We start from the raw sequence: 23,276 nt of genomic DNA, 5'->3' as shown, positions 1-23,276 counted from the left end.
ATGCTGTACCCGAAGTGCGCCGTCGCACCAGTCGGTCAGGAGGACGACTCGAGGAACTCCTTCGACTTCGCGATCGCGAAGCCCCAACCCTGCTCCAGCGTGGGCTTCGGCGGAATCGCGATCTCGTCGGGGTTCGTGAGCACGTCGAGGAGCACGGGGCCGTCGTGGGCGAACGCCTCGAGCACGGCACCCTCCACGGCATGTGGGTCCTCGACCCGGATCCCCTTCATGCCGATGGCCTCGGCGACCTTCGCGAGGTCGGGGTTGGCCAGGTCGGTGCCGTACGCCGCGAAGCCGACCTGCTCCATCTCCAGCCGCACCATGCCGAGACTGCCGTTGTCGAAGACGACCAGCTTCACCGGCAGGTCCTGCGCGACGGCGGTCAGCAGGTCGCCGAGCAGCATGGTGAGGCCGCCGTCGCCGCAACACGCGACGACCTGCCGGCTGCGGTCGAGCGCCTGGGCGCCGAGCGCCTGTGGCATCGCGTTGGCCATGGAGCCGAGGTTGAAGGAGCCGAGCAGCTGTCGCCCGCCCCGCATCCGCACGAACCGCGCCAGCCAGGTCGTCGCCATCCCGGTGTCGACGGTGAACACGGCGTCGTCGGCCGCGTGCCGGTCCACCGCGGCCGCCAGGAGCTCGGGGCGCACCCGGTCGTGGGGATTGTCGACCTTCCGGCGAAGCACCCCGCGCGGCTTGCGCTCGTAGTCGGGATCGGTCAGGTGCCGCTGCCGCTCGCGCCAGTCGGCGTACGACGAGCGCGCCTTGTCGAGCAGCGCCGTGTCGTCCTTCTGACGCAGCAGCGGCAGCAGCGCCGCGAGCGAGACGCGGGAGTCGCCGACGATCGCGTGGTCGACGGGGTGCCGGCGACCGATGTGCTCGCCGTCGGCGTCGACCTGCACCACGACCTTCCCGTCGGGATAGAACTCCTTGTAGGGGAAGTCGGTGCCGACCATCAGCAGCAGGTCGCAGCCGTCGAACGCCACCGCGCTCGCACGGTTGCCGAGCAGGCCGGACTGGCCGACCTCGTAGTGGTTGTCCGCCTCGAGGCCCTCCTTGCCCTTGAGCGTCAGGACCATCGGCGCCCGGAGCCGCTCGGCGACGCTCAACACCTCCCGGCGCGCGTGCCGCGCTCCGGCACCGACGAGCATCGCCACCCGGTCGGCCTGGTTGATCGCCACGGCCGCCCGGGAGACCGCCTCGCCCTCCGGCGGCACCGCGGGGCGGTCGGTGACGAACCGCGGCACCGCGGTGTCCTTCGGTACGTCGAGCCCGCCCACGTCGCCCGGGAGTGTGATCACGGCGACGCCGCGCTCCTGCAGCGCCGCGTTGCCCGCGGCCTCGATCACCTGCGGGAGCTGCTCCGGACTGCTGACGGTCGCCCGGTAGACCGCGACGTCGGCGAACAGCACGTCGTTGTCGACCTCCTGGAAGAAGTCGCTGCCGATCTCGGCCCGCGGCACCTGGCCGCAGATCGCGAGCACCGGTGCGTGCGACTTCTTCGCGTCGTACAGGCCGTTGAGGAGGTGGATCGAACCCGGCCCGACGGTGCCCATGCAGACCCCGAGGCGGCCGGTGAGCTGGGCCTGCGCGCCCGCCGCGAACGCGCCGGCCTCCTCGTGCCGCACGCCGACCCACTCGACGCGGTCGTGCCGGTGGATCGCGTCGGTCACCGGGTTGAGCGCGTCACCGACGACGCCCCAGACCTGGGTGACGCCGTGGTCGGCGAGGGCATCGACGAGCAGCGCGGCAACGGTCGGCATGCCCGGCAGGTACCCATCCGCAGGCCGTGTACGTCGCAGCTCGCCCGTCTCGTCGGTCTGGTGGCCGTGGGCGGGATCATCGTCGTCCTGGTGGTCTTCCTGGTCATCACGTGGCTGGAGGGCGATCCCACCAACAGGCAGGAGCAGGACCAGCCGTCGCCCTCGCCGTCCAGCGCTCGGCTGGTCGATCAGCCCAGGAACCTGTCGGCGGTGATCGGGATCGAGCGCACCCGCACACCGGTGGCGTGGTAGGTCGCGTTGGCGACCGCCGCCGAGGTGCCGACGATGCCGATCTCGCCGATACCGCGCGAACCCATGGGGGTGAAGGCCTCGTCGGCCTCCTCCAGCCACTCCGCGTCGACGTCCAGCACGTCGGCGTGCGAGGCGACGTGGTAGGTCGCGAGGTCCTGGGTGACCACGTGACCGAACCGCGGATCTCGCCACGACTCCTCGAAGAGCCCGGCGGACAGGCCCATCACGAGCCCGCCGACGAGCTGCGAGCGCGCGGTGGTCGGGTTCACCACCCGCCCGACGGAGTACACCCCGAGCAGCCGCGGCACCCGGATCTCGCCGGTCCAGCGGTGGACGCGCGCCTCCGCGAAGACCGCGCCGAAGGAATGGAAGGCGTACGCCTCCGCTTCCGGCCCGGTCGCGGCCGACGCCGTGGTCTCCACTCCCGGGTCGGGGTCGTCGCCGTGGTCGGCGCGGAACCGCTGCGCCGCGGCGACGATCGCGCTGCCCCAGGAGCTCGTGCCGCTCGAGCCACCAGCCACCGAGGCCGGCGGCAGGCGGGTGTCGGCGATCTGCAGGTCGATGTCGCCCGGCTCGACATCGAGGGCGTCGGCTGCGATCTGGGTCAGCACCGTCCGGGCGCCCGTCCCGATGTCCACGCTGCCGATCGCGACGGCGTACCGGCCCCCGTCGAGGGAGCGCACCCGCGCAGCGTTGCCGGGCATCCGCATGGCCGGGTACGTCGCCGACGCGACACCCGTGCCGACCCACCACTCACCGTCCTGCGTCGCCCGCGGCTCGGCAGGACGCGACGCCCAGCCGAACCTCTCGGCGCCGCGGCGCAGGCAGTCGGGCAGGCGCCTGTTGTTGAAGGGCTTGCCGGTCTCCGGGTCGACCTCCGGCTCGTTGCGGATCCGCAGCTCGATCGGGTCCACCCCGCACGCGACGGCGAGCTCGTCCATCCCGACCTCGTGGGCGTACATGCCCGGCATCTCCCCGGGCGCGCGCATCCACGACGGCACGGCGACGTCGAGGCGGGCGAGCCGGTGGCTGGTGCGCCGGTTGGGTGCGGCGTACATCATCCGCGTGGGCGACGCGGTCTGCTCGGCGTAGTCCTTGAGGGTCGAGGTCTGCTCCTGCACCCGGTGCTCGATCGCGGTCAGCCGTCCGTCGGCGTCGGCGCCGAGCCGCAGGCGCGAGATCGTGGCGGTGCGGTAGCCCGTGAGCGCGAACATCTGCTGCCGGGTGACCGCGAGCCGCACGGGCCGGCCGCCGGTCGTGCGCGCCGCGAGCGCCGCGGCCATCACGTGGGCGTGCGCCTCGCCCTTGCTGCCGAAGCCGCCACCGACGTACGGCGCGCGCACCCGCACCTGCTCCGGCTCGAGGCCGAGCATCGGCGCCAAGGCCTGCACGACGCCGTGCACGCCCTGGCTGGAGTCGAACATGGACAGCACCTCGCGGCCGTCCTCCTCGGCCCACCACGCGGTGGTCGCGTGCGGCTCGAGCGGGTTGTTGTGCTCATAGGCCGTGCGGTAGGTCTGCTCGACCACCACGGCCGCGTCGGCGATCGCCGCGTCGACGTCACCCTCGTCTGTGTCGGTCTCCATGTCGGGGTTCACCGAGTCCGGCTCGTAGGTCGCGTTGTCCTCACGGAGCTCGGCCTCGTGGGGCTCCTCCTCGAAGGCGACCTCGACGAGCGCGGCTCCCTCGCGGGCCGTCTCGGGCGTCTCGGCCAGCACGAGGGCGACGACCTGCCCGCGGAAGTGCACCGCAGGGTCCTGGAGGATCGCCAGCTCGGCGTTGTCGGTGTCCTCGAGGCGCGGCGCGTTCGTGTGGTCGACCACGCTCACCACGCCCGGGTGGTCCAGCGCGGCTCGCGCGTCGACGTCGACGACCCGGCCCTTCGCGACGGTCGACTGCACGAGCCAGACGTGGAGCGGGTCCCGCACGCCCTCGGGCTCGCCGTGCTCGACGGCGTACGCCGCGCGTCCGGTCACCTTCTCGACGCCGTCGACGCGATCGAGGTGGCGGCCGACGCTGCGGACGCGGAGCGGGGTGGTCTGCTGCTCGACGGTCACGCGATCTCCTCCTCGGCGAGCTGCAGGAGCGTGAGGGCGGTGGTGTTGCGCAGCATCGGCACCTTGTACGCCGTGTCGTCGTTCGTCTCGGCGGTGCGGAGCTCGACGTCGACGGCCGCCCGCACTGCCTCCTCGGTGAGCGCACGCCCGATCAGCGCGGCCTCGGCGCGGCGGGCGCGCCAGGGCTTGTGGGCGACGCCGCCCCAGGCGATGCGGACGTCGTCGACGATGCCGCGGGTCAGGTGCAGCCCGGCCGCCACCGAGACGAGCGCGAAGGCGAAGGACGCCCGGTCGCGCACCTTGCGGTAGGCGGAGCGGCGCGCGGCCTCGCTCGTCGGGACCTCGACGGCCATCACCAGCTCCTCGTGCCCGAGCGTGGTCTCCGTCGACGGGTCGTCGCCGGGGAGCCGGTGCAGCTCCTCGAACGGGATGCGCCGCTCCCCGTCGGCGCCCAGGACGATGACCGTGGCGTCGAGGGCCGCGAGCGCGACCGCCAGGTCGGAGGGGTGCGTCGCGACGCAGGCGGGGCCGGCCCCGAGGATCGCGTTGTACCGGCCGTAGCCGTCGATCGCGGAGCAGCCGCTGCCCGGGTCGCGTTTGTTGCACGGGGTGGTGACGTCCTGGAAGTAGACGCAGCGGGTGCGCTGCAGCAGGTTGCCGCCCGTCGTCGCCTGGTTGCGGATCTGGCCCGAGGCTCCGGAGAGGAGCGCTCGGCTGATCGCGGGCAGGCGGGAGCGCACCACCGGGTGGGCGGCGAGGTCGCTGTTGCGGACGTTGGCCCCGATCCGCAGGCCCGTGCCGCGGCCATCGTCGTAGGGCTCGACCTCGTCGAGCGGAAGCCCTGTGACGTCGACCAGCACCTCGGGTGCGGCGACGCCGAGCTTGAGGTGGTCGACCAGGTTGGTGCCGCCGCCCAGGAACCGCGCCTCGCTCCGCGCCCCCACGGCCACGACCGCCTCGGCCGGCGTCGCCGGCCGGACGTACTCGAGCGCCCTCATGCCTGCGCCGCCTGGCGCACCGCGGCGAGGATGCCGGGATAGGCACCGCAGCGGCACAGGTTGCCGCTCATCCGCTCGCGGATCTCGTCGTCGGTGAGCTCCACGTCGGCCTCGAGGTCCTCCGTCGCGCGGCTCGGGTGGCCCTGCTTCACCTCGTCGAGCACGCCGACCGCAGCGCACACCTGGCCCGGCGTGCAGTAGCCGCACTGGTAGCCGTCGTGGTCGAGGAACGCCTGCTGCACCGGGTGCAGCTCGCCGCCACCGAGTCCATCGGCCGTCACGATCTCGGCGCCGTCGTACGCGACGGCGAGGGCCAGGCAGGTGAGGTGCCGGCGGCCGTCGAGCAGCACCGTGCACGACCCGCACTGGCCGTGGTCGCAGCCCTTCTTCGGCGAGGTCACGCCGAGCCGCTCGCGGAGCGCGTCGAGCAGGGTCGTCCTGGTGTCGACCTCGACTGGCCGGTCGGTGCCGTCGACGGTCAGGTGGATGGTGGCGTCCATGGGGGCGAGGTACCCACACCCTCACGGGCCACGCAGTCGCTCAGCTCGAGGACGTCGGCTCCGGTTCCGTGGGCGGGTCGCCCGGGTCGATCGGCTCGGGGTCCCCGCTGGGCACGACCTCGGGCTCCGGAAGGGGTTCCTGTGGTGTGGTGGTCATGCCGGCCGGTACCCACGGCCGCAGCGCCGAAGCAGTCGGTCCGGTCGCCGGCCCAGGGCTCGGTACCAGCGAACGAGGGGACGCGTCAGGCGTCCGTCTCCTCGTAGGTGTTGACGCCGGTGATGCGGCGGACGGATCCCCAGCCCCAGACGGCCCAGGCGACGAGGAGGAGGGCACCGAGGAGGGAGCCGATGGCGTCGGCGACGAGGTCGCCGACGGTGTCCGAGTTGCCCTCCGACAGCTCGGTGTCGAGCGTGCCGTCGGACACGAACTCGACGATCTCCCACAGCCCGCCGACGGCCATCCCCAGGCAGAAGGCGACGATCGCCATGCCGAGGTAGTGCCGGGCGCTGGCGCCGTCGCGCGGGTCGGGCAGGACCTCGAGCCTCGCGAGCCCGATGTAGAGCACGGGGGCGACGAGGAACGGCAGCACGACGTGGACGACCCGGTCGAACCACCCCAGCGAGTCGTACCAGCCGAGGGCCTCACCCGCGGCGTGCAGCGTCAGCACGAGGACGAAGCCGAAGTCGTACGCGCGCGGCAGGTTGATCACCCGCGCCAGCAGGGCGAACGCGGTCGCGAACCCGAGCGCCAGGGCGCCGCCCACGTCTCCCGCGACGAGTGCGGCGACGGTGGCGAGCACGAGGCCCAGGCGCAGCACGTCGATGCCGTCGCGGACAAGCGGCGTCCAGTCGCCCAGGATGAGCCGCCGGCCGTCCACGAGCGCAGGCTAGCCCATGACGTGACACGCCCCGGCGAGTGATGAGAGGGCCCTCACGTGTGGGCATGTCGTGAGCGGGTACGGCGCTGAGCATGGAAGAAACCCCGATCTGCGCATCGGTCGAGAAGGACCTGGAGATCTCGGTGGACGAGCTCGCCACGGGGGCGACCGAGTTCACCGCGCCGCCGCTCGTGGCGGCGCCGTCCGGGCCCGAGAGTGACCACACCCCGCCCGGCTGATCAGCGCAGCCGGCGCCGGTCGTCCGGGAGCCGTAGGGTCCGTCCGCTGCGGTCCAGGTGGGCCAGCAGCGGCAGCGCGACCCGACGACTCGTCCCCCAGGCCTGGCGGGCCTCACTCGTCGTGAAGGGCTGCGGCAGTCCTGCGAGCACCTCCACGGCCCGGTCGTCCGCGCCCGGGAGCAGCACGACCCGGTCGTCCACCCGGAGCAGGTGGCCGGCCTTGTGGAGCACGGCCAGCGCCGCCGCGTCCAGGCCGAGCTCGTCGAGCCGTCCGGCGTCGGGCGCGACGAACCCGGAGAGCTCCGCGCGCAGCGCCTCCGCCGCCTCGAGCAAGGGGGCCGGCAGCGCACCCGGTCGCACGATCCGTCCGTCCTCGAGCCGTAGCGGCTCCGCCACGAGCGCGGTGACGATCGCGGGGTCGGGCAGGCGAAGCGCGTGGGCGGCGGCCGCCGGCGCGACAGGTTCGTCACCCACGAGCGACCCGAGCCGTCGACGCAGGTCGTCGGCCAGCGCGCCCGCCACCAGCCAGTCCCCCACTGCGACCGTCCCGGACGGCAGCGGCTCCAGCGGCGCCCCGAGCCGCACCAGCTGCGAGCGGCGCGCGACCCCGCGCAGCCGGAGCTCTGCATCGGGTGTCCCGTCGTGCTTGGCGATGTCGCGGCGTCGGCGGGGCGGGGCCGGGTCGAGCACCCGGACGCCCCACACCTGACGGCTGCCGGGGTCGCGGAGCACCGCGCGGTCGGCGTACCGGAGCGGCAGCGGGCGCTCCAGCCGGAGCCGGGCGATGCCCGGCGCGAGCAGGTGCGCGCGGGTGCCGAGGTGTGCCGACCCGACGTGGAGCACGGGATGCGCGGGCAGCCGGTCCGGCCCGGGGAGGCGTACGTCGACGAGCGTGGTCGGCTCGAAGGCGCCCGGCGTGACCAGGGCGCTCCCCCGGCCCACGGACTCCGGGGCCCGGCCGCCGAGGTCGAGCGCGACCCGGGCGACGCCGGCCACCGACGGCCGGGGTGTGCCGAGCGACTCGATCCCGCGCACGCGGACCTCGCCGTCGTCGCCTGCGAGCACGTCGCCGACCGAGACGGTGCCGGCGGGCAGGGTGCCGGTCACGACGGTCCCGGCGCCGCGCACGTGGAAGCGGCGGTCGACCCACAGCCGCACGTCGGCGTCCGGGTCGGGCGCCGGCACCGCCGCCAGGACCGAGTCGAGCGTGGCGCGCAGGTCGTCCAGGCCGGCCCCCGTGCGGCCGCTCACCACGACTGCGGGCATCCCGCGCAGCGACGTCGCGTCGACCTCGGCCCGAGCCCGCGCCAGGGCGGACCCGGGGTCGGCCACGTCGGCGCGGGTCACGACGAGCACGCCGTGCGTGACGCCGAGGGCGTCCAGGGCCGCGAGGTGCTCGGCGGCCTGCGGCATCCAAGGGTCGTCGGCCGCGACGACCAGCATCGCGACCGGCACCGGCCCCACGCCGGCGAGCATCGTGGTGACGAAGCGCTCGTGCCCGGGCACGTCGACGAAGGCGACCTCGCCCACCTCGGGCAGGGCCGTCCAGCAGTAGCCGAGCTCGATCGTGAGCCCGCGTCGCTTCTCCTCGGCCAGCCGGTCGGGGTCCTGCCCGGTGAGGGCCCGGACCAGTGTCGATTTGCCGTGGTCGACGTGCCCGGCGGTGGCGACCACGTGCATCAGGTCCCCGGCTCGCCGAGCACCCGGCGCACCGCCTCGACCAGCACCTGGTCGAGCTCCTCGGGCACGGTCAGCAGGTCGAGGTGCAGCCGGTCGTCGTGGACGTGCCCGACCACGGCCGGATCCCCCTGCCGCAGCGGCCCGACCAGCGCCGGCGGGAGCGCCACGGCAGCGCTCGGCAGGGGTACGCCGGGCGCGCCCCCGCCGCCCACGCGCCCCTCGGAGGCGACCGCCGAGGCGGGATCGCCGATCTCCTTCGCCAGGCGCGACGCGCGCGCCAGCAGCTCCTCGGGCCGGGCCGCGAGCGCTGCCGGCACCGGAGGGACCGGCCCGGTGAGCGTCGCCTCGAGCGCGGCGAGCGTCAGCTTGTCGACGCGCAGCGCCCGCGCGAAGGGATGCCTCCGCAGCCGCTGCACGAGCCCGGCCTCGCCCAGCAGCAGCCCGCACTGCGGGCCGCCCAGCAGCTTGTCCCCCGACGCCGTCACCAGGTCGGCGCCGGCTCGCAGCACCGAGGCCGCGTCGGGCTCGTCGGGCAGTCGCGGGTGCGGCGCCAGCAGCCCCGACCCGATGTCCACGACGAGCGGTACGTCGAGCCCGGACAGGTCGGCCACGGAGACCGACGACGTGAAGCCCTCGACCCGGAAGTTCGACGGGTGCACCTTCAGCACGAACGCCGTGTCCGCGCCGACGGCGTCCTCGTAGTCGGCGAGCCGCACCCGGTTCGTCGTGCCGACCTCGCGCAGCCGCACGCCCATCGACTCCAGCAGCGCCGGGATGCGGAACCCGTCGCCGATCTCGACCAGCTCGCCGCGCGCGATCACGACCTCGTGCCCCTGGGCGAGGGCGCACGCGACCAGGGACAGCGCGGCAGCGCCATTGTTGACGACGTGCACCCCCCCGGCGTCCGGGACCGCCGCGGCGAGCGCCGCCAGGGCGCCCGCGCCGCGCGGCCCGCGCAGCCCGGTCTCGAGGTCCATCTCGACGTCGGTCGCCCCTGCGGCGAGCGCGACGGCCTCGACCGCGGCCGCGGACAGCGGCGCCCGGCCCAGGTTGGTGTGAACGACGACTCCGGTCGCGTTGACGACGCGCCGCAGGGTCGTCGCCGCGCCCGGCAGGCTTCGGAGCACCGACGGCACGACGTCCGCCGGCGAGATCTCGCCGGCGCGGCACGACTCCAGCGCCGCCACCACCGCCGACTTCACGCGCTCGCGACCGAGGCTTCGCTCCGCCTCCACGACGCGAGGATCGGCGAGGACCGCGTCGGTGCGCGGCGTACGACGTCGGGGATCCTCCTGCACGTGGCCTCCTGCGCTCCGGTCGCCTCCGCTCGTCACGCTATCGCTGCGCTCCCAGAACGGCCCCGTGGTTTGGGTCTGGCGCGCTGAGACATGATGTGGAGGAAATCGTCGTGTCGGGAGGCGAGAGCGCAGTCGTGTCGTCAGCCAAGCAGGACCAGCCGTGAGCACCCCGGCACAGGAGGCCGACGCCCTCGCGGATGCTGGCGCCGGTGGTGAGCGCTACGACCGGGTGATCCGGCTCGCCCAGGCCATCTTCGGCGCGCCGGTGGCCGCCATCAACCTGATCGGGCAGCACGACCAGCACACCGTGTCCGCCGTCGGAGTGTCGGTGGGCTCCGGTCCGCTCGGGGAGTCGGTCTGCCGCCACACCGTCGAGCGGGCAGACATCCTCGAGGTGCCCGACCTGCGCGCCGACGAGCGGTTCGCGGGCTTCCCGATCGTCGCCGGTCCGCCGCAGCTGCGGTTCTACGCCGGCGTACCGCTCAAGGCTCCGAGCGGGCAGCTGGTCGGCGCGCTGTGCATCCTCGACAGGGTGCCGCGCGAGCTCGGGAGGATGCAGCAGGAGATGCTCGCCGACCTGGGCGCCGTGCTCGAGCGCGAGCTCGCGATGGATGCGGAGATGCAGCACGCCGGCGAGGTGCAGAGCCGCCTGCTCCCGGCGGCGCCACCGGCCGTCGCCGGCCTCGAGATGGCGGGCCGGGTGCAGCAGGCCAGCGAGGCGGGCGGCGACTTCTTCGACTGGCAGACCCCGGTCCCCGGCGACGGGCAGGCGCATCAGACCGTGCAGGTGGCGCTCGCCGACGTGATGGGCAAGGGGCTGCCGTCCGCCTTGCTCGCGTCAGAGGTGCGCGCGGTGCTGCGCACCCACTCGCGCTACGTGAGCCTCGACGAGGCCATCCGCCGCACCTGGGAGACCACCGAGGCGAGCCTGACGAGCAACAACGCCTTCGTCACGCTCTGGGCGGGCCGGGTCGACCCGGCCGACGGGGCGCTCTCGTACGTCGACGCCGGTCACGGGCTGGCCGCGATCGCGTCACCCCGCGGATCCCGGCGGCTCGCGCAGCAGCATCTGCCTCTCGGGCTGCCGGCGCTCGACGACTGGGAGGTGGGCACCGACACGATCGGCGACGACGAGGTCCTCGCGATCGTCAGCGACGGCGTCTACGACGTCCTCGGCTCCGTGGACGAGGCACTGGCCGCCTTCCAGCGCATCGCCGCCCGTGGCGGCTCCGCGGCCGACATGGTGAGCAGGATCCTCCGGTACGCCACGACCCACGGCGCGACCGACGACCTCACCGCGGTCGTCGTACGTCGTGACGGAGCCGCCTCGTGAGCGAGCCGACAGCGGAGGCACAGCAGACCGGCCACGCGCGGCTCACCGTCATTCGGGTCGTCGCGGTCCTCAGCCTGCTGGCCGGCACGTGGTACATCACCTGGCGGTGGGTCTGGTCGGTGAACTGGACCTACTGGTGGATCGCGGTGCCGCTCGTGATCGCCGAGACCTACGCGCTCATCGACGGCTATCTCTTCTCGATCACCGTCTGGCGCCTGAAGGTGCGCGGACCGGCGCCGGCGCCACCGCCCGACGCCACCGTGGACGTCTTCATCACGACGTACAACGAGGACGTCGACCTGGTCGCGGTCACCGCCCGTGCGGCGAAGGCGATCACCTGGCCGCACGAGACCTGGATCCTCGACGACGGCGCCCGCCCGGAGATGGAGGCGGCCGCCCGCGAGATCGGCATCGGCTACATCACGCGATCATCCGACTGGCAGGGCAAGGCGCGGCACGCCAAGGCCGGCAACCTCAACAACGCGCTGTTCCAGACGACGGGCGAGTTCCTGCTGATCCTGGACGCGGACCAGATCCCCGAGCCCGAGATCCTGGATCGGGTCCTGGGCTGGTTCGAGGATCCCGAGGTCGCCCTGGTGCAGACGCCGCAGTGGTTCAGCAACGTCACCGAGGCCGACCCGCTCGGCAGCCAGGCGCCGCTGTTCTACGGACCCGTCCAGCAGGGCAAGGACGGCTGGAACGCCGCGTTCTTCTGCGGCTCCAACGCGGTGCTGCGGCGCGAGGCGCTGATGCAGCTGGGGATCGTCGGCTACGTCCGCGAGACCGAGCGCGTGGTGGGTCAGGCGCTCGTCGCGGCCCGCAAGATCCTGGTCAAGGCGGAGCGGTCGCCGCTCGCCGCCTCCGACCCGGTGACGGCCCTCGCCGTCAGCGACCTGCGCGTGGCCGCCGACGACGCGGTCCGTCGGCTGAAGACCGGCGAGCCCGTGCAGGCCATCAGCTGGGACTTCCAGCGCGCCGTCGAGGAGGCGAGCCGCTCGGTCGTCGCGAGCGACCTGGCGCTCATCGCGGCCGACCTCGCCGAGCTCGGCATCGACCTCTCCGAGCCCTCCCCCGCCGACCAGGCGGGGAGCCCGCTGCTCGCGATGGACGAGGGCGCGCTCGACCGCCTCGCCGCCCAGGACTGGTCCCCGCTCGGCGCGATCGGGCAGGTCGCGGCCCTGCTGAAGGCCGTCGACGTCGACCGCAGTAGCGAGGCGATCCCGATCATGCCCGTCTCCTCCACCTCGGTCACCGAGGACATGGAGACGTGCATGATGCTGCACTCGCTGGGCTGGAAGTCGGTCTACCACCACGAGATCCTCGCCAAGGGCCTGGCGCCCGAGGACCTGCGGACGATGCTCACCCAGCGGCTCCGGTGGGCGCAGGGCACGATGCAGGTGCTGCTGCGGAAGAACCCGCTCACGCTCCCGGGCCTGAAGTTCGGGCAGCGGGTGAGCTACTTCGCGACGATGTGGAGCTACCTCTCCGGCTTCGCGGCGCTCGCGTTCCTCATCGCGCCGATCGTCTACCTGACGACCGGCGCGCTGCCCGTCCAGGCGTGGGGCAGCACGTTCCTCGCCTTCTTCGTGCCCTACTTCCTGCTCAACCAGCTGATGTTCTGCCTGATCGGGTACGGCGTGAAGACGTGGCGTGGGCAGCAGTACACGCTCGCCCTGTTCCCGGTCTGGATCAAGGCGACCGTGACGGCCGCGGCCAACGTGTGGTTCGACCGGCCGCTGACCTTCGCGGTGACGGAGAAGCGGCGACCCAGCGCGGCCGCCCGCTTCCCCGTGCGGCTGATCTGGCCGCAGCTGGCCTTCATGGTCGCGCTGGTCCTGGCGGTGATCTCGGGCATGCTGCTGCTGTTCGTCCCCGGCGCGGACCGGATCACCCTCGCCGAGCCCGTGACCACCCTCGGCGTCGGCGTCAACACCGTGTGGGTCGTCTACGACCTCGTCGTCATGAGCGTCATCATCCGGGCGGCGCTCTACCGGGCACCTCAGCCAGATGAGGTCCCGGATCCCGAATCACAGAAGGAGTAGGCAGACGCATGGAGATCGCGGAGCACGTGACCGACCGGTACGTCGTCCTGATGCCCAGCGGGAAGTTCAACCTCGTCAGCGCGCCGTCGGCGAAGACGCGCATCGACGCGCTGGTGGCGGCGGGAAGGCCCCGGATCGTGGTGGACCTGTCGGGCGTCGACTTCATCGACTCCTCCGGCCTGGGCGCCCTCATCGGCGCGCTCAAGTCTGCCCGGCAGGCGTCGGGCGACGTACGCATCGCCGCCGCCGGCGAGCAGGTGCAGGCGGTGCTGGCGCTGACCAACCTCAACCGGATCCTGGTCCCGTTCGAGACGGTCGAGGCCGCGGCCCATGGCTGGTGAGGGCTACGTCTTCGAAGGGCTCGCCGTCCCCGCGGAGATCGGCCGGGTCCACGACCTGCTCGAGGAGGCGCGGGCCGAGCACCCCGAGATCCCGCCGACGGACCTGATGCTCTTCGAGACCGCCCTGGTCGAGATCGCGAACAACGTCGTCGAGCACGGCCGTCCCGCCGGGCGGGTCGAGTGGCGGCTGACCGTCCGGGTCCGGCCCGGGGCGATCGAGGCCGAGCTCGACGACACCAGCGTCGCGACCGCGCCGACCGAGCGTGCGGTGATGCCGGGCGAGGAGGCCGAGGGCGGCCGCGGGCTGGCGATCGCCGAGGCGATCCTCGACGGCATGGAGCTGGACCGCTCCGAGCACGGCAACCACTGGCGCCTGATGCGCCGCTTCAGCTCCTGACGGTCAGCACATCCGCTCGCCGCCGAACGCGAGCCAGTCGGGCAGCGCGGCCACGAACGGCGCCCGGACCTTGGGGCGCTTCGTCGCCGTCCAGTCGATCCGGCTGAGGGTCTGCTGCTCGAACTTGTCCCACTCGAACCAGTTGATCATCTTCACCTCGGGCAGCTCGCGCTGGATCGAGTCGGCGAAGACCTGCTCCCACCACGCCCGCTTGATCGCCAGGTTGTCGGCCCCGCCGGGCCGGCTCGGGTTGTAGAGCGCGGACGTCTCGGTGACGGCGACCGGCAGGCCCTGGTCCACGCCGTACTCCTGGTAGAAGTCGGGCACCTTCGCCCCCGTGGTGTAGGTCCCGCGCAGGATGCCGGCGAACTTACCGGGCTCGGGCCGCTCGTTGGCACCCCACGGGAAGCTGCGTCCCCAGTGGTAGATGGTCATCCCGACCCAGTCGACGTAGCTCGGTCCGGGCCAGTACGGCGCGTACGGGTCGTCGCCCTCCGCGACCTCGCCGTCGCCGTCGGTGTCGAGCCGGTCGGCTTCAGGGGTGCCCGGTCCGACGGTGTACCTGCCGCCCGCGAAGGGGTACTCCGTCCCCTCGTTGGGCGCCCACAGCATCGCCGCGCCCGGGGCGCCCGCGTGGACGGCGTCGGCGACCCGGCGGAAGGTCGCGACGTACTCCTCCGGTTGCTGTCCCCAGGCGTACCAGCTGCCGTTCATCTCGTGGGCGAACCGGACGATCACCGGCACGCCACGGTCCTGCGCGGCCTGCACCTGCTCGACGAGGTCGTCGACCACCGGGGTGGTGACCGCGCGCAGCCCCTGCGTCGGCTCGAGGGTCAGCAGCAGGACGGTGCCCACCTGCTGCGCGTTGTCGATCGCCTGGTCGACCCAGGTCCGCTCCCGCGAGGTCATCGGCAGGCCGGCGAACTGCACGAGCACGGCGGGCGTTTGGCCGACCCGCTCGGCGTACGCCTGCGGGGTGTCGACGGAGCCGTCCAGCGACGCGCCGAACCAGACCTTCCCGTCCGCGGGCCGAGGAGGCGTCGAGCCGCACGGCGTGGGCGTCGGCGCGGACTCCGGGGCGGGCTTCCCGTCCGGCGCGGACAGCGGGGTCGAGCAGGCGCTCAGGACGACGGCGGCGACCGCCGCCATCACGCTTGCCTCCCGAGCCCGGCGCACGCACCCCACACTAGCGAGGCCGGCCCGGAGGGATGGTGGCGGAGGCGGACGGGAATCGAACCCGCCTGGCCGGCGTGGCCGGCCACTACGGTTTTGAGGACCGCGCCCGTCACCAGACGAGGTACGCCTCCGTGTAACAACCTAGCGGTCTGGCTACCGTGGCTCTCGTGAAGGCGTTCCTGGGCTGGCCGCTGCTGCGCCAGGTGACCGGCGCGGACCGGCTCGGCCGCGGACAGGCCGCGCAGTCGCCACGCAGCGCGACGCTCCGGCCGCGCACGGTGGAGGCCGACACCGTCGTCGACTCGGTCTGCCCGTTCTGCGCGGTCGGCTGCGCCCAGAAGGTGTACGTCAAGGACGGCAAGGTCTCCCAGATCGAGGGCAACCCGGCCAGCCCGATCTCGCGCGGCCGGCTGTGCCCGAAGGGCAGCGCCAGCAAGCAGCTCGTGACGAGCCCGACCCGGGTGACGAAGGTCCGCTACCGGCGGCCGTACGCCACCGAGTGGGAGGACCTCGACCTCGAGACCGCGGTCGAGATGATCGCGGACCGGGTCATCAGGACCCGCAAGGAGTACTGGGAGTGGGAGGACGACGGCCGTCGTACCCGCCGCACCCTCGGCATCGCGAGCCTCGGAGGAGCGACCCTCGACAACGAGGAGAACTACCTCATGAAGAAGCTCTACACAGCGATGGGCGCGATCCAGATCGAGAACCAGGCCCGCATTTGACACTCCTCCACGGTGCCCGGTCTGGGTACCTCCTTCGGTCGTGGTGGCGCGACCACCTTCCTGCAGGACCTCGCCAACGCTGACTGCATCCTCATCGAGGGGTCGAACATGGCCGAGGCCCACCCCGTGGGCTTCCAGTGGGTGATGGAGGCGAAGCGGCGCGGCGCCACGATCATCCACGTCGACCCGCGGTTCACGCGGACCTCGGCGGTCGCGGACGTGCACGTGCCGATCCGAGCGGGCTCGGACATCGCGTTCCTCGGCGCACTCGTCAACCACGTGCTGAGCAACGGCCTCGAGTTCCGCGAGTACGTCGCGGCGTACACCAACGCGGCGAACATCATCGACGACCGCTTCGTGGACACCGAGGACCTCGACGGCCTCTTCTCCGGGTTCGACCCCGAGACCGGGCAGTACGACCCCGAGACGTGGGGCTACGTGCCCGACACCCTGCGCGACATCGAGGACGACGAGCAGCGCGACGCGGCGTACGCCGACGACGAGGGCCACCAGGAGTCGCACCAGGCGGCACGCGCCGAGAGCCACGGATCGGGCGGAGCGCCCGTGCGCTGGAAGGGTCGCCGCGACGAGACGCTGGAGCACCCGAACTGCGTCTTCCAGATCCTCAGGCGGCACTACGCGCGCTACACCCCGGAGATGGTGCAGGAGGTCTGCGGGATCTCGCCGGCCGACTTCCGGAAGGTCGCCGACGCGCTGACCGCCAACAGCGGTCGCGAGCGGACCTCGGCCTTCTGCTACGCCGTGGGCTGGACCCACCACACCACCGCTGCCCAGATGATCCGCACCGCCGCGATCCTCCAGCTGCTGCTGGGCAACATCGGCCGTCCCGGTGGCGGCATCATGGCGCTCCGCGGCCACGCGAGCATCCAGGGCTCGACCGACATCCCGACGCTGTTCAACATCCTCCCCGGCTACCTGCCGATGCCGAACGCGAACCAGCACCAGTCGCTGGACCAGTGGGTGCGCGACGACGAGGGCAAGGCCGGCTTCTGGGGCAACGTCCGCTCCTACTCGGTCAGCCTGCTCAAGTCCTACTGGGGCGACGCGGCGACCCCGGACAACGACTTCTGCTTCGACTACCTGCCGCGGGTCAGCGGCGACCACTCGACGTACACGACCGTCAAGGCGATGATCGAGGGCCGCTGCAAGGGCTACTTCGTGGTCGGCGAGAACCCCGCGGTCGGGTCGGCCAACGGCAAGATGCAGCGGCTCGGGATGGCCAACCTCGACTGGCTCGTGGTGCGCGACCTGCAGATGATCGAGTCGGCGACGTTCTGGAAGGACGGCCCCGAGATCGAGACCGGCGAGCTCCGCACGGAGGACATCGCGACCGAGGTGTTCTTCCTGCCGGCCGCCAGCCACGTCGAGAAGTCCGGGTCGTTCACCCAGACCCAGCGGCTGCTCCAGTGGCGCGACAAGGCCGTCGAGCCGCCGGGCGACTGCCGCAGCGAGCTGCAGTTCTTCCACGACCTCGGCAGGCGGATCCGGGCCAGGCTGGCGGGGTCGACCGACGAGATGGACCGGCCCCTGCTCGACCTGACCTGGGACTACCCGCTCGACGACGAGGGCGACCCGCACGCCGAGGCGGTGCTGCGGGAGATCAACGGCGTCGGGCCGGACGGCGCCGCGCTGTCGGCGTACACCCAGCTGAAGGCCGACGGGTCGACGGCGTGCGGGTGCTGGATCTACTGCGGCGTGTACGCCGGCGAGGTCAACCAGGCGCGGCGCCGCAAGCCGCACTGGGAGCAGGACTGGGTGGCCGCCGAGTGGGGCTGGGCGTGGCCGGCGAACCGGCGCCAGCTCTACAACCGGGCCTCGGCCGCGCCCGACGGGAGCCCGTGGAGCGAGCGCAAGCGCTACCTCACCTGGGACGCCGAGGCGCGGAGATGGGTCGGACCCGACGTGCCCGACTTCCCTGCCGACCGGGCGCCGGACTTCGTGCCCGAGGAGGGCGCGGAGGGGCCGGACGCGATCGGCGGCCAGGACCCGTTCGTGATGGAGACCGACGGCAAGGCCTGGCTGTTCGCGCCGCTCGGCCTGGCCGACGGCCCGCTGCCGACCCACTACGAGCCGCCAGAATCGCCGGTTCCCAACCCGCTCTACGGGCAGCAGAACAACCCGGCACGACGGTTCCTCACGAGCCCGGCGAACCCGCTCAACCCGAGCTTCGGCGACGTGTTCCCCTACGTGTTCACGACGTATCGCCTCACCGAGCACCACACCGCGGGCGGCATGAGCCGGACGCTGCCGTACCTGACCGAGCTCCAGCCCGAGCCGTTCTGCGAGGTCTCGCCGCGGCTGGCCGCCGAGCGCGGGCTCGTCCACGGCGAGTGGGCGACGATCGTCACGGGCCGCACCGCGATCGAGGCGCGGGTGCTGGTCACCGAGCGGCTGCGGTCGCTGCGGCTCGGCGACCGGTTCGTCGAGCAGGTCGGCCTCCCCTACCACTGGGGCCGCAACGGCATCAGCCAGGGCGACTCCGCCAACGACCTCGTGAACATCACGATGGACCCCAACGTCTACATCCAGGACAAGGTCGGCACGTGCGACGTACGGCCCGGACGGCGCCCGCGCGGCGCCGCGCTCACGGCGTACGTCGCGGAGTACCGGCGCCGCGCCGGGATCGAGGAGGAGAGCTGATGGGCAGCCTGTGGGGCCGGCTCGACGACGTCCAGGCCGACGCCGGCTACGACGAGCACCCGCCGCGGATGGGCTTCTTCACCGACACCTCCGTGTGCATCGGGTGCAAGGCCTGCGAGGTCGCGTGCAAGGAGTGGAACGAGGTCCCCGACGACGGCTACCTGCTCACCGGCATGTCGTACGACAACACGGAGGCGCTCGGCGCCTCGACCTGGCGACACGTGGCGTTCGTGGAGCAGTCCCCCGCCGTCGACCTCGGCATGCCGGACGTCGGACCGCCCGCACCCGAGGAGAACAGCGTGCGCTGGCTGATGTCGTCCGACGTCTGCAAGCACTGCACGCATGCCGCCTGCCTCGACGTCTGCCCGACCGGCGCGCTCTTCCGCACCGAGTTCGGCACGGTCGTCGTGCAGCCCGACGTATGCAACGGCTGCGGCTACTGCGTGCCCGCCTGCCCGTACGGCGTGATCGACATCCGCCCGGGCGACGGGCGGGCCTTCAAGTGCACGCTCTGCTACGACCGCCTCAAGGAGGGCCAGACACCCGCGTGCGCGCAGGCCTGCCCCACCGAGTCGATCCAGTTCGGCGAGCTCGACGAGCTGCGCGAGCGCGCCGACCGGCGGGTGGCCGAGCTGCACGACAAGGGCGTCGACGTGGCGCGGCTCTACGGTCGCGACCCCGAGGACGGCGTAGGCGGCGACGGCGCGTTCTTCCTGCTGCTCGACGAGCCCGAGGTCTACGGGCTCCCCCCGGACCCGGTCGTCACCACGCGCGACCTCGGCTCGCTCTGGAAGCACGTCGGTGCCGCCGCGGCCACGCTCGTCGGCCTCGGGATCGCGTCGTTCGTCGGGAGCAGGCGCTGATGCCCCGCGGCGAGACGACGATGGTGCCGGACGTCGAGTTCGAGTCCTACTACGGCCGCCAGATCATCAAGACGCCGACCTGGAAGACGCCCGACGTCCCGCTCTACCTCTTCGTCGGCGGCCTGGCCGGCTGCTCCGCGCTGCTGGCCGAGGGCGCCGCGGCCACGGGTCGCCCGGACCTCGAGCGGGTCGCGCGGCTCGCCGCCGCCGGAGGCGCCGCTGCGGGCACCGTCGCGCTGGTGCACGACCTCGGCCGGCCCGAGCGCTTCCTCAACATGCTGCGCGTCTTCCGGCCGACCTCGCCGCTCTCGGTCGGCTCCTTCATCCTCGCGCCGTTCAGCGCGCTCGCCGGGGCGGCCGCCGCCTCGCACGTGACCGGTCTGCTCCCCCGCCTCGGCCGGCTCGCGGGAGCGGGCGCTGCGGCGTTCGGGCCGCCGCTCGCGACGTACACCGCCGCCCTCGTCGCCAACACGGCCGTCCCCGCCTGGCACGAGGCGCACCGCGAGCTGCCGTTCGTCTTCGGCGGCTCAGGGGCGCAGGCCGCCGGCGGGCTGGCGATGATGCTGGTGCCGCTCGACCAGGCCGGGCCGGCCCGCCGGATGGCGCTCGCCGGTGCGGCGATCGAGGTCGCCGCGGCCGAGTCGATCCTGCTGCGGCGCGGGCTCGTCGCCGAGCCGTACAGGACCGGGATGCCGGGGCGGCTGATGCGGATCGCCCGCAACTGCACCGCGATCGGCTCCGCGGCGACCCTGCTCGCCGGCCGACGGTCGCGACTGGTCTCGGCCGTGGCCGGCGCGACGTACGTCGCAGCCTCGATCACCACGCGGTTCGGCATCTTCGAGGCCGGTCTCGCGTCCGCCCGGGACCCGAAGTACACCGTCGTCCCCCAGCGCGAGCGCCTTGCGCATCAGGATCAGTCGACCAAGATGAACAGGTGACCCTGAGCTCCGATGTCCGCCTGACCCAGTACGCCGCGGGCGGCGGCTGCGCCTGCAAGGTGCCGCCCGGCGAGCTCGAGCGGGTGCTGTCCGGCGTCGTGCCGGCCACCGGCGACGACCTGCTCGTCGGCGTGGAGAACGGCGACGACGCGGCGGTCGTCCGCATCGAGGGCGGGCGGGCCGTCGTGATGACCGCCGACTTCTTCACCCCGGTCGTCGACGACCCCTTCGACTGGGGCCGGATCGCCGCCGCCAACGCGCTCTCCGACGTCTACGCGATGGGCGGAGAGCCCATCGTCGCCGTCAACCTGCTCGCCTGGCCGCGCGACAAGGTGCCGTTCGACCTCGCCGCCGAGGTGCTGCGCGGCGGCGCCGACGTCGCCCGGGAGGCGGGCTGCCACCTCGCCGGCGGCCACAGCATCGACGACCCCGAGCCGAAGTACGGCCTCGCGGTCACGGGCCTCGCCGACCCGGCGCGGCTGCTGCGCAACGACGCGGGCCGGCCGGGCACGCCGCTCACCCTGACCAAGCCGCTCGGGCTGGGCGTGCTCAACAACCGGCACAAGGCGACCGGCGAGGTCTTCCCGGAGGCGGTCGCGACGATGACCACGCTCAACCGCGACGCCGCACGCGCGGCACTGGCGGCCGGCGCCGCGTGCGCCACCGACGTCACCGGCTTCGGCCTGCTCGGCCACCTGCACAAGCTCTGCCGCGCGAGCGGCGTCTCGGCGGTCGTCGACTCCTCGGCCGTCCCGTACGTCGAGCCCGCGCGCGCGTCGTACGCCGCCGGCTACGTGCCCGGCGGCAGCCGCCGCAACCTCGACTGGGTGCGCCCGCACCTCGACTCCGGCGTGTCCGAGGACGAGCTCGTCCTGCTCGCCGACGCCCAGACCTCCGGCGGGCTGCTGGTGGCGGGCGAGGTGCCCGGCTACCCGGTCATCGGCGAGCTGGTCGCCTCCGGGGACGCCACGATCGTCGTGCGCTGAGGTCAAGCGAACTCCGGCAGCACGTTCTCGCCGTAGAACTCGATCATGTCCTGGTGGTGCGGGCCCATGTTCGCGACGTAGAGCTCGTCGTACCCGGCCTCGGCGTACTTGCGCACCTGCGCGAGATGCTGGTCGACGTCGTTGCCGGCGACGACCGACTCCCGGGTGGAGTCCATCGTGACCAGCTCGGTCGCCTGCTCGAAGTGCTCGGGCGTGGGCAGGATCTGCGCCATCTCGCCCGGCAGCCCGGCGTTCGGCCACAGCCGGTGGGCGTGCTTCCAGCCCTCCTCCTGGGTGGGCGCGAAGGCGACCTTCGCCCCTGCCTGGGCCGGCTTGCCGCCCGAGATCGCCTTGAACCGGCCGACCAGGTCGGCGTCGGGCGAGGTGCCGATGTAGCCGTCGCCGATCCGGCCCGCGACCTCGGCGGCCTTGGGACCGAACGCCGACACGAAGACCTCGGGCGGCACGTCCGGGACGTTGTAGATCCGGGCATGCTCGACCGTGTAGTGCCGGCCCCGGTGGGTGACGACCTTGCCGGTCCACAGCTCGCGGATCAGCGCGACGGCCTCCTCCAGCATCTCGAGGCGTACGTCGAGGGTCGGCCACGGGCCGCCGAGGATGCTCTCGTTGAGCGCCTCCCCGGTGCCGACGCCGAGCGTGAACCGGCCGCCCAGCAGCTCCGCGCAGGTGCCCGCCGCTTGCGCGATGATCGCCGGGTGGACCCGCACGGTCGGGCAGGTGACGGCGGTGGTGACGTGCAGGTCGCAGACCTGCCCGATGGCGCCGATCATGCTCCAGACGTGCGGACTGTTGCCCTGCTCGTTGTTCCACGGGTGGAAGTGGTCGCTGATCCAGAGTCCCTGGAAGCCCGCCTCCTCGGCCGCGCGGGCCTGGGCGAGCAGCTCGGCGGGGCTGTACTCCTCGGTGGACAGGAAGTATCCGATGCGCATGGCGGCCCGGTACCCGGGGGTACCCCGGACGCATGCAGCAACCCCGGCTCCCCCAGGCCCGCGGCCCGTTGACCGAGGAGCTCCTCGGCGCGCTGCGGTCCCGCACCGATGACTTCCTCGGCGTGCTCGCCACCGCCCCGACCGCGACCGGCGACGACGCGGCGCTCGCCCTGTGGGTGCTGCACGAGCTCCACTACCGCGGCTTCGCCGAGGTCGACGACCGGATGGAGTGGGATCCCCAGCTGATCCGGGTGCGCACCCTGCTCGAGCGCGACCTGGAGGCACGGCTCCGTGCGCGCTATCGCCGCCCGGATGGCCTCTCGTTCGTGGCCGACGTCTTCGGCTGGATCGACGACCAGGAGGGCGTCTCGCTGGCGCGGCACGTCCACCGCGACGCCGACCGCGACCAGGTCCTGGACCTGTTGCGCGCCCGCGCGCTCTACCACCTCAAGGAGTCCGATCCCGTCTCGTGGCTGGTCCCCCGGCTCGGCGTACCCGCCAAGGCAGCGCTGATGGAGCTCCAGTACGACGAGTACGGCGACGGCGACCCGAACCGGCTGCACCACCAACTTTTCGCGCGGGGCATGGAGGCGTGCGGGCTCGAGCCGGCGTACGACGCCCACTACGAGGCCGTGCCGATCGCGGCGCTGGAGCAGAGCAACGCGCTGACGATGCTCGGCCTGCACCGGCGGCTGCGCGGCGCGGCCCTCGGCCACCTCGCGGCCTTCGAGGCCACCAGCTCGGTGCCCTCGCGCCGGATGGTCCAAGGGCTCGAACGGCTCGGGTTTCCCGCGGAGATGGTGGCCTACTACTCCGAGCACGTCGAGGCCGACGCGGTGCACGAGCAGCTCGCCGTCCGCACGATCTGCGGGGCGCTGCTGGCCGAGGAGCCCGAGCTCGAGGACGACCTGTGGTTCGGGGCCTTCACGTGCCTGGACCTCGAGGACCGCTTCGGGCAGGCGATGCTCGCGCGCTGGGGCGTCGGCGAGGTGGCGGCATGAGCTTCGACCACCCGGACGTGGTGCTGTGCCCGGGCGGGCCGATGCTGCTGCGCGGGAAGCACACGATCGAGGACGCCGACGGCGTCCCCCGGGAGACCACCCGGCCGGTGACCGCGGTCTGCCGGTGCGACAAGTCCGCGTCGTACCCCTGGTGCGACGGCACCCACAAGGCGCTGCCGCCCCAGCTGAGGCCGGCCTGAG

Annotated in this window: 20 protein-coding genes and 1 tRNA gene; 11 read left to right on the top strand and 10 right to left on the bottom strand. The window is 73.0% G+C overall.

The window, feature by feature from the left end; all coding sequences use genetic code 11:
- Positions 1-35 precede the first annotated feature (35 nt).
- From ACFQQI_RS17870 to ACFQQI_RS17850, 5 genes are all read right to left on the bottom strand, one after another.
- Entirely contained in the window at positions 36-1,760 is a 1,725-nt protein-coding gene (locus tag ACFQQI_RS17870) for a thiamine pyrophosphate-dependent enzyme (RefSeq protein ID WP_378566506.1), read from the bottom strand.
- Positions 1,761-1,948: 188 nt separating this feature from the next.
- The gene (locus ACFQQI_RS17865; RefSeq protein ID WP_378566503.1) at positions 1,949-4,069 is read right to left on the bottom strand and encodes a xanthine dehydrogenase family protein molybdopterin-binding subunit; all 2,121 of its coding nucleotides are present in this window, start codon (positions 4,067-4,069) and stop codon (positions 1,949-1,951) included.
- Complete coding sequence (locus tag ACFQQI_RS17860) at positions 4,066-5,067, bottom strand: FAD binding domain-containing protein (protein WP_378566500.1); 1,002 nt, start codon at positions 5,065-5,067, stop codon at positions 4,066-4,068. The genes ACFQQI_RS17865 and ACFQQI_RS17860 overlap by 4 nt, the downstream gene beginning before the upstream one ends.
- A complete protein-coding gene (locus ACFQQI_RS17855; RefSeq protein ID WP_378566497.1) occupies positions 5,064-5,567 on the bottom strand; it encodes a 2Fe-2S iron-sulfur cluster-binding protein in 504 nt (167 codons plus the stop codon). Before ACFQQI_RS17855 ends, ACFQQI_RS17860 begins: the two co-directional genes overlap by 4 nt.
- A gap of 242 nt (positions 5,568-5,809) precedes the next feature.
- Positions 5,810-6,445 carry a hypothetical protein gene (locus ACFQQI_RS17850; RefSeq protein ID WP_378566494.1) on the bottom strand — a complete coding sequence of 212 codons (636 nt, stop codon included), beginning with the start codon at positions 6,443-6,445 and terminating at the stop codon, positions 5,810-5,812.
- Positions 6,446-6,537: 92 nt separating this feature from the next.
- On the opposite strand from ACFQQI_RS17850, the gene ACFQQI_RS17845 reads away from it, so the two are divergent.
- Positions 6,538-6,684, top strand: coding sequence for a hypothetical protein (locus tag ACFQQI_RS17845; RefSeq protein ID WP_378566491.1), 147 nt, complete (start codon positions 6,538-6,540; stop codon positions 6,682-6,684).
- Here ACFQQI_RS17845 and selB read toward each other — a convergent pair whose 3' ends face one another.
- Together selB and selA are read right to left on the bottom strand one after the other, a co-directional pair.
- Complete coding sequence (gene selB, locus ACFQQI_RS17840; protein ID WP_378566488.1) at positions 6,685-8,364, bottom strand: selenocysteine-specific translation elongation factor; 1,680 nt, start codon at positions 8,362-8,364, stop codon at positions 6,685-6,687. It abuts the gene before it with no gap.
- A complete protein-coding gene (gene selA / locus ACFQQI_RS17835) occupies positions 8,364-9,662 on the bottom strand; it encodes an L-seryl-tRNA(Sec) selenium transferase (RefSeq protein ID WP_378566485.1) in 1,299 nt (432 codons plus the stop codon). The genes selB and selA overlap by 1 nt, the downstream gene beginning before the upstream one ends.
- 160 nt (positions 9,663-9,822) lie before the next feature.
- On the opposite strand from selA, the gene ACFQQI_RS17830 reads away from it, so the two are divergent.
- The 4 genes from ACFQQI_RS17830 to ACFQQI_RS17815 are packed head-to-tail and all read left to right on the top strand — an operon-like array spanning position 9,823 to position 13,775.
- Positions 9,823-10,995: a PP2C family protein-serine/threonine phosphatase gene (locus tag ACFQQI_RS17830; RefSeq protein WP_378566482.1), complete on the top strand. Its 1,173-nt coding sequence runs from the start codon at positions 9,823-9,825 to the stop codon at positions 10,993-10,995.
- The gene (locus ACFQQI_RS17825; protein ID WP_378566479.1) at positions 10,992-13,037 is read left to right on the top strand and encodes a glycosyltransferase family 2 protein; all 2,046 of its coding nucleotides are present in this window, start codon (positions 10,992-10,994) and stop codon (positions 13,035-13,037) included. Before ACFQQI_RS17830 ends, ACFQQI_RS17825 begins: the two co-directional genes overlap by 4 nt.
- Before the next feature lie 8 nt (positions 13,038-13,045).
- Positions 13,046-13,378, top strand: coding sequence for an STAS domain-containing protein (locus tag ACFQQI_RS17820; protein WP_378566476.1), 333 nt, complete (start codon positions 13,046-13,048; stop codon positions 13,376-13,378).
- On the top strand, positions 13,368-13,775 hold the full coding sequence (locus tag ACFQQI_RS17815) for an ATP-binding protein (RefSeq protein ID WP_378566473.1): 408 nt from the start codon (positions 13,368-13,370) through the stop codon (positions 13,773-13,775). Before ACFQQI_RS17820 ends, ACFQQI_RS17815 begins: the two co-directional genes overlap by 11 nt.
- Before the next feature lie 3 nt (positions 13,776-13,778).
- Here the strand turns inward: ACFQQI_RS17815 and ACFQQI_RS17810 are convergent, their stop codons facing one another.
- Positions 13,779-14,951, bottom strand: coding sequence for a glycoside hydrolase family 26 protein (locus ACFQQI_RS17810; protein WP_378566470.1), 1,173 nt, complete (start codon positions 14,949-14,951; stop codon positions 13,779-13,781).
- A 36-nt stretch (positions 14,952-14,987) separates the two neighbouring features.
- Positions 14,988-15,082 (bottom strand) — tRNA-Sec (locus ACFQQI_RS17805).
- A gap of 27 nt (positions 15,083-15,109) precedes the next feature.
- Between ACFQQI_RS17805 and fdh the strand changes: the two genes are divergently transcribed.
- The 4 genes from fdh to selD are packed head-to-tail and all read left to right on the top strand — an operon-like array spanning position 15,110 to position 21,124.
- Positions 15,110-18,337, top strand: a complete 3,228-nt coding sequence (fdh, locus tag ACFQQI_RS17800; protein ID WP_378566467.1) for a formate dehydrogenase — start codon at positions 15,110-15,112, stop codon at positions 18,335-18,337.
- Positions 18,337-19,200: a 4Fe-4S dicluster domain-containing protein gene (locus ACFQQI_RS17795; protein WP_378566464.1), complete on the top strand. Its 864-nt coding sequence runs from the start codon at positions 18,337-18,339 to the stop codon at positions 19,198-19,200. The genes fdh and ACFQQI_RS17795 overlap by 1 nt, the downstream gene beginning before the upstream one ends.
- Entirely contained in the window at positions 19,200-20,138 is a 939-nt protein-coding gene (gene nrfD, locus ACFQQI_RS17790; protein ID WP_378566461.1) for an NrfD/PsrC family molybdoenzyme membrane anchor subunit, read from the top strand. The genes ACFQQI_RS17795 and nrfD overlap by 1 nt, the downstream gene beginning before the upstream one ends.
- Positions 20,135-21,124 (top strand): selenide, water dikinase SelD, encoded by a 990-nt coding sequence (selD, locus tag ACFQQI_RS17785; protein ID WP_378566458.1) that lies wholly within the window; start codon positions 20,135-20,137, stop codon positions 21,122-21,124. Before nrfD ends, selD begins: the two co-directional genes overlap by 4 nt.
- Before the next feature lie 2 nt (positions 21,125-21,126).
- On the opposite strand, the gene ACFQQI_RS17780 is transcribed toward selD, so the two are convergent.
- Positions 21,127-22,074: a TIGR03557 family F420-dependent LLM class oxidoreductase gene (locus ACFQQI_RS17780; protein ID WP_378566455.1), complete on the bottom strand. Its 948-nt coding sequence runs from the start codon at positions 22,072-22,074 to the stop codon at positions 21,127-21,129.
- A 32-nt stretch (positions 22,075-22,106) separates the two neighbouring features.
- On the opposite strand from ACFQQI_RS17780, the gene ACFQQI_RS17775 reads away from it, so the two are divergent.
- Both ACFQQI_RS17775 and ACFQQI_RS17770 read left to right on the top strand, forming a co-directional pair.
- Complete coding sequence (locus ACFQQI_RS17775) at positions 22,107-23,075, top strand: iron-containing redox enzyme family protein (protein WP_378566452.1); 969 nt, start codon at positions 22,107-22,109, stop codon at positions 23,073-23,075.
- Entirely contained in the window at positions 23,072-23,275 is a 204-nt protein-coding gene (locus ACFQQI_RS17770) for a CDGSH iron-sulfur domain-containing protein (protein WP_378566449.1), read from the top strand. Before ACFQQI_RS17775 ends, ACFQQI_RS17770 begins: the two co-directional genes overlap by 4 nt.
- Position 23,276 lies beyond the last annotated feature (1 nt).

Source organism: Nocardioides sp. GCM10030259 (genome assembly GCF_042666375.1).
GTDB lineage: Bacteria > Actinomycetota > Actinomycetes > Propionibacteriales > Nocardioidaceae > Nocardioides.
Note: the sequence above shows the minus strand (reverse complement) of the source record. Positions and strands in the feature narration are given on the sequence as shown.

What these genes read in the sequence shown, in the direction of transcription:
- ACFQQI_RS17815 (WP_378566473.1), top strand. Translation starts at nt 13,368, where the DNA reads ATGGCTGGTGAGGGCTACGTCTTCGAAGGGCTCGCCGTCCCCGCGGAG.
- nrfD (WP_378566461.1), top strand. Translation starts at nt 19,200, where the DNA reads ATGCCCCGCGGCGAGACGACGATGGTGCCGGACGTCGAGTTCGAGTCC.
- ACFQQI_RS17870 (WP_378566506.1), bottom strand. Translation starts at nt 1,760, where the DNA reads ATGCCGACCGTTGCCGCGCTGCTCGTCGATGCCCTCGCCGACCACGGC.
- ACFQQI_RS17780 (WP_378566455.1), bottom strand. Translation starts at nt 22,074, where the DNA reads ATGCGCATCGGATACTTCCTGTCCACCGAGGAGTACAGCCCCGCCGAG.
- ACFQQI_RS17860 (WP_378566500.1), bottom strand. Translation starts at nt 5,067, where the DNA reads ATGAGGGCGCTCGAGTACGTCCGGCCGGCGACGCCGGCCGAGGCGGTC.
- ACFQQI_RS17820 (WP_378566476.1), top strand. Translation starts at nt 13,046, where the DNA reads ATGGAGATCGCGGAGCACGTGACCGACCGGTACGTCGTCCTGATGCCC.
- ACFQQI_RS17845 (WP_378566491.1), top strand. Translation starts at nt 6,538, where the DNA reads ATGGAAGAAACCCCGATCTGCGCATCGGTCGAGAAGGACCTGGAGATC.
- ACFQQI_RS17855 (WP_378566497.1), bottom strand. Translation starts at nt 5,567, where the DNA reads ATGGACGCCACCATCCACCTGACCGTCGACGGCACCGACCGGCCAGTC.
- ACFQQI_RS17775 (WP_378566452.1), top strand. Translation starts at nt 22,107, where the DNA reads ATGCAGCAACCCCGGCTCCCCCAGGCCCGCGGCCCGTTGACCGAGGAG.
- ACFQQI_RS17795 (WP_378566464.1), top strand. Translation starts at nt 18,337, where the DNA reads ATGGGCAGCCTGTGGGGCCGGCTCGACGACGTCCAGGCCGACGCCGGC.
- selB (WP_378566488.1), bottom strand. Translation starts at nt 8,364, where the DNA reads ATGCACGTGGTCGCCACCGCCGGGCACGTCGACCACGGCAAATCGACA.
- ACFQQI_RS17770 (WP_378566449.1), top strand. Translation starts at nt 23,072, where the DNA reads ATGAGCTTCGACCACCCGGACGTGGTGCTGTGCCCGGGCGGGCCGATG.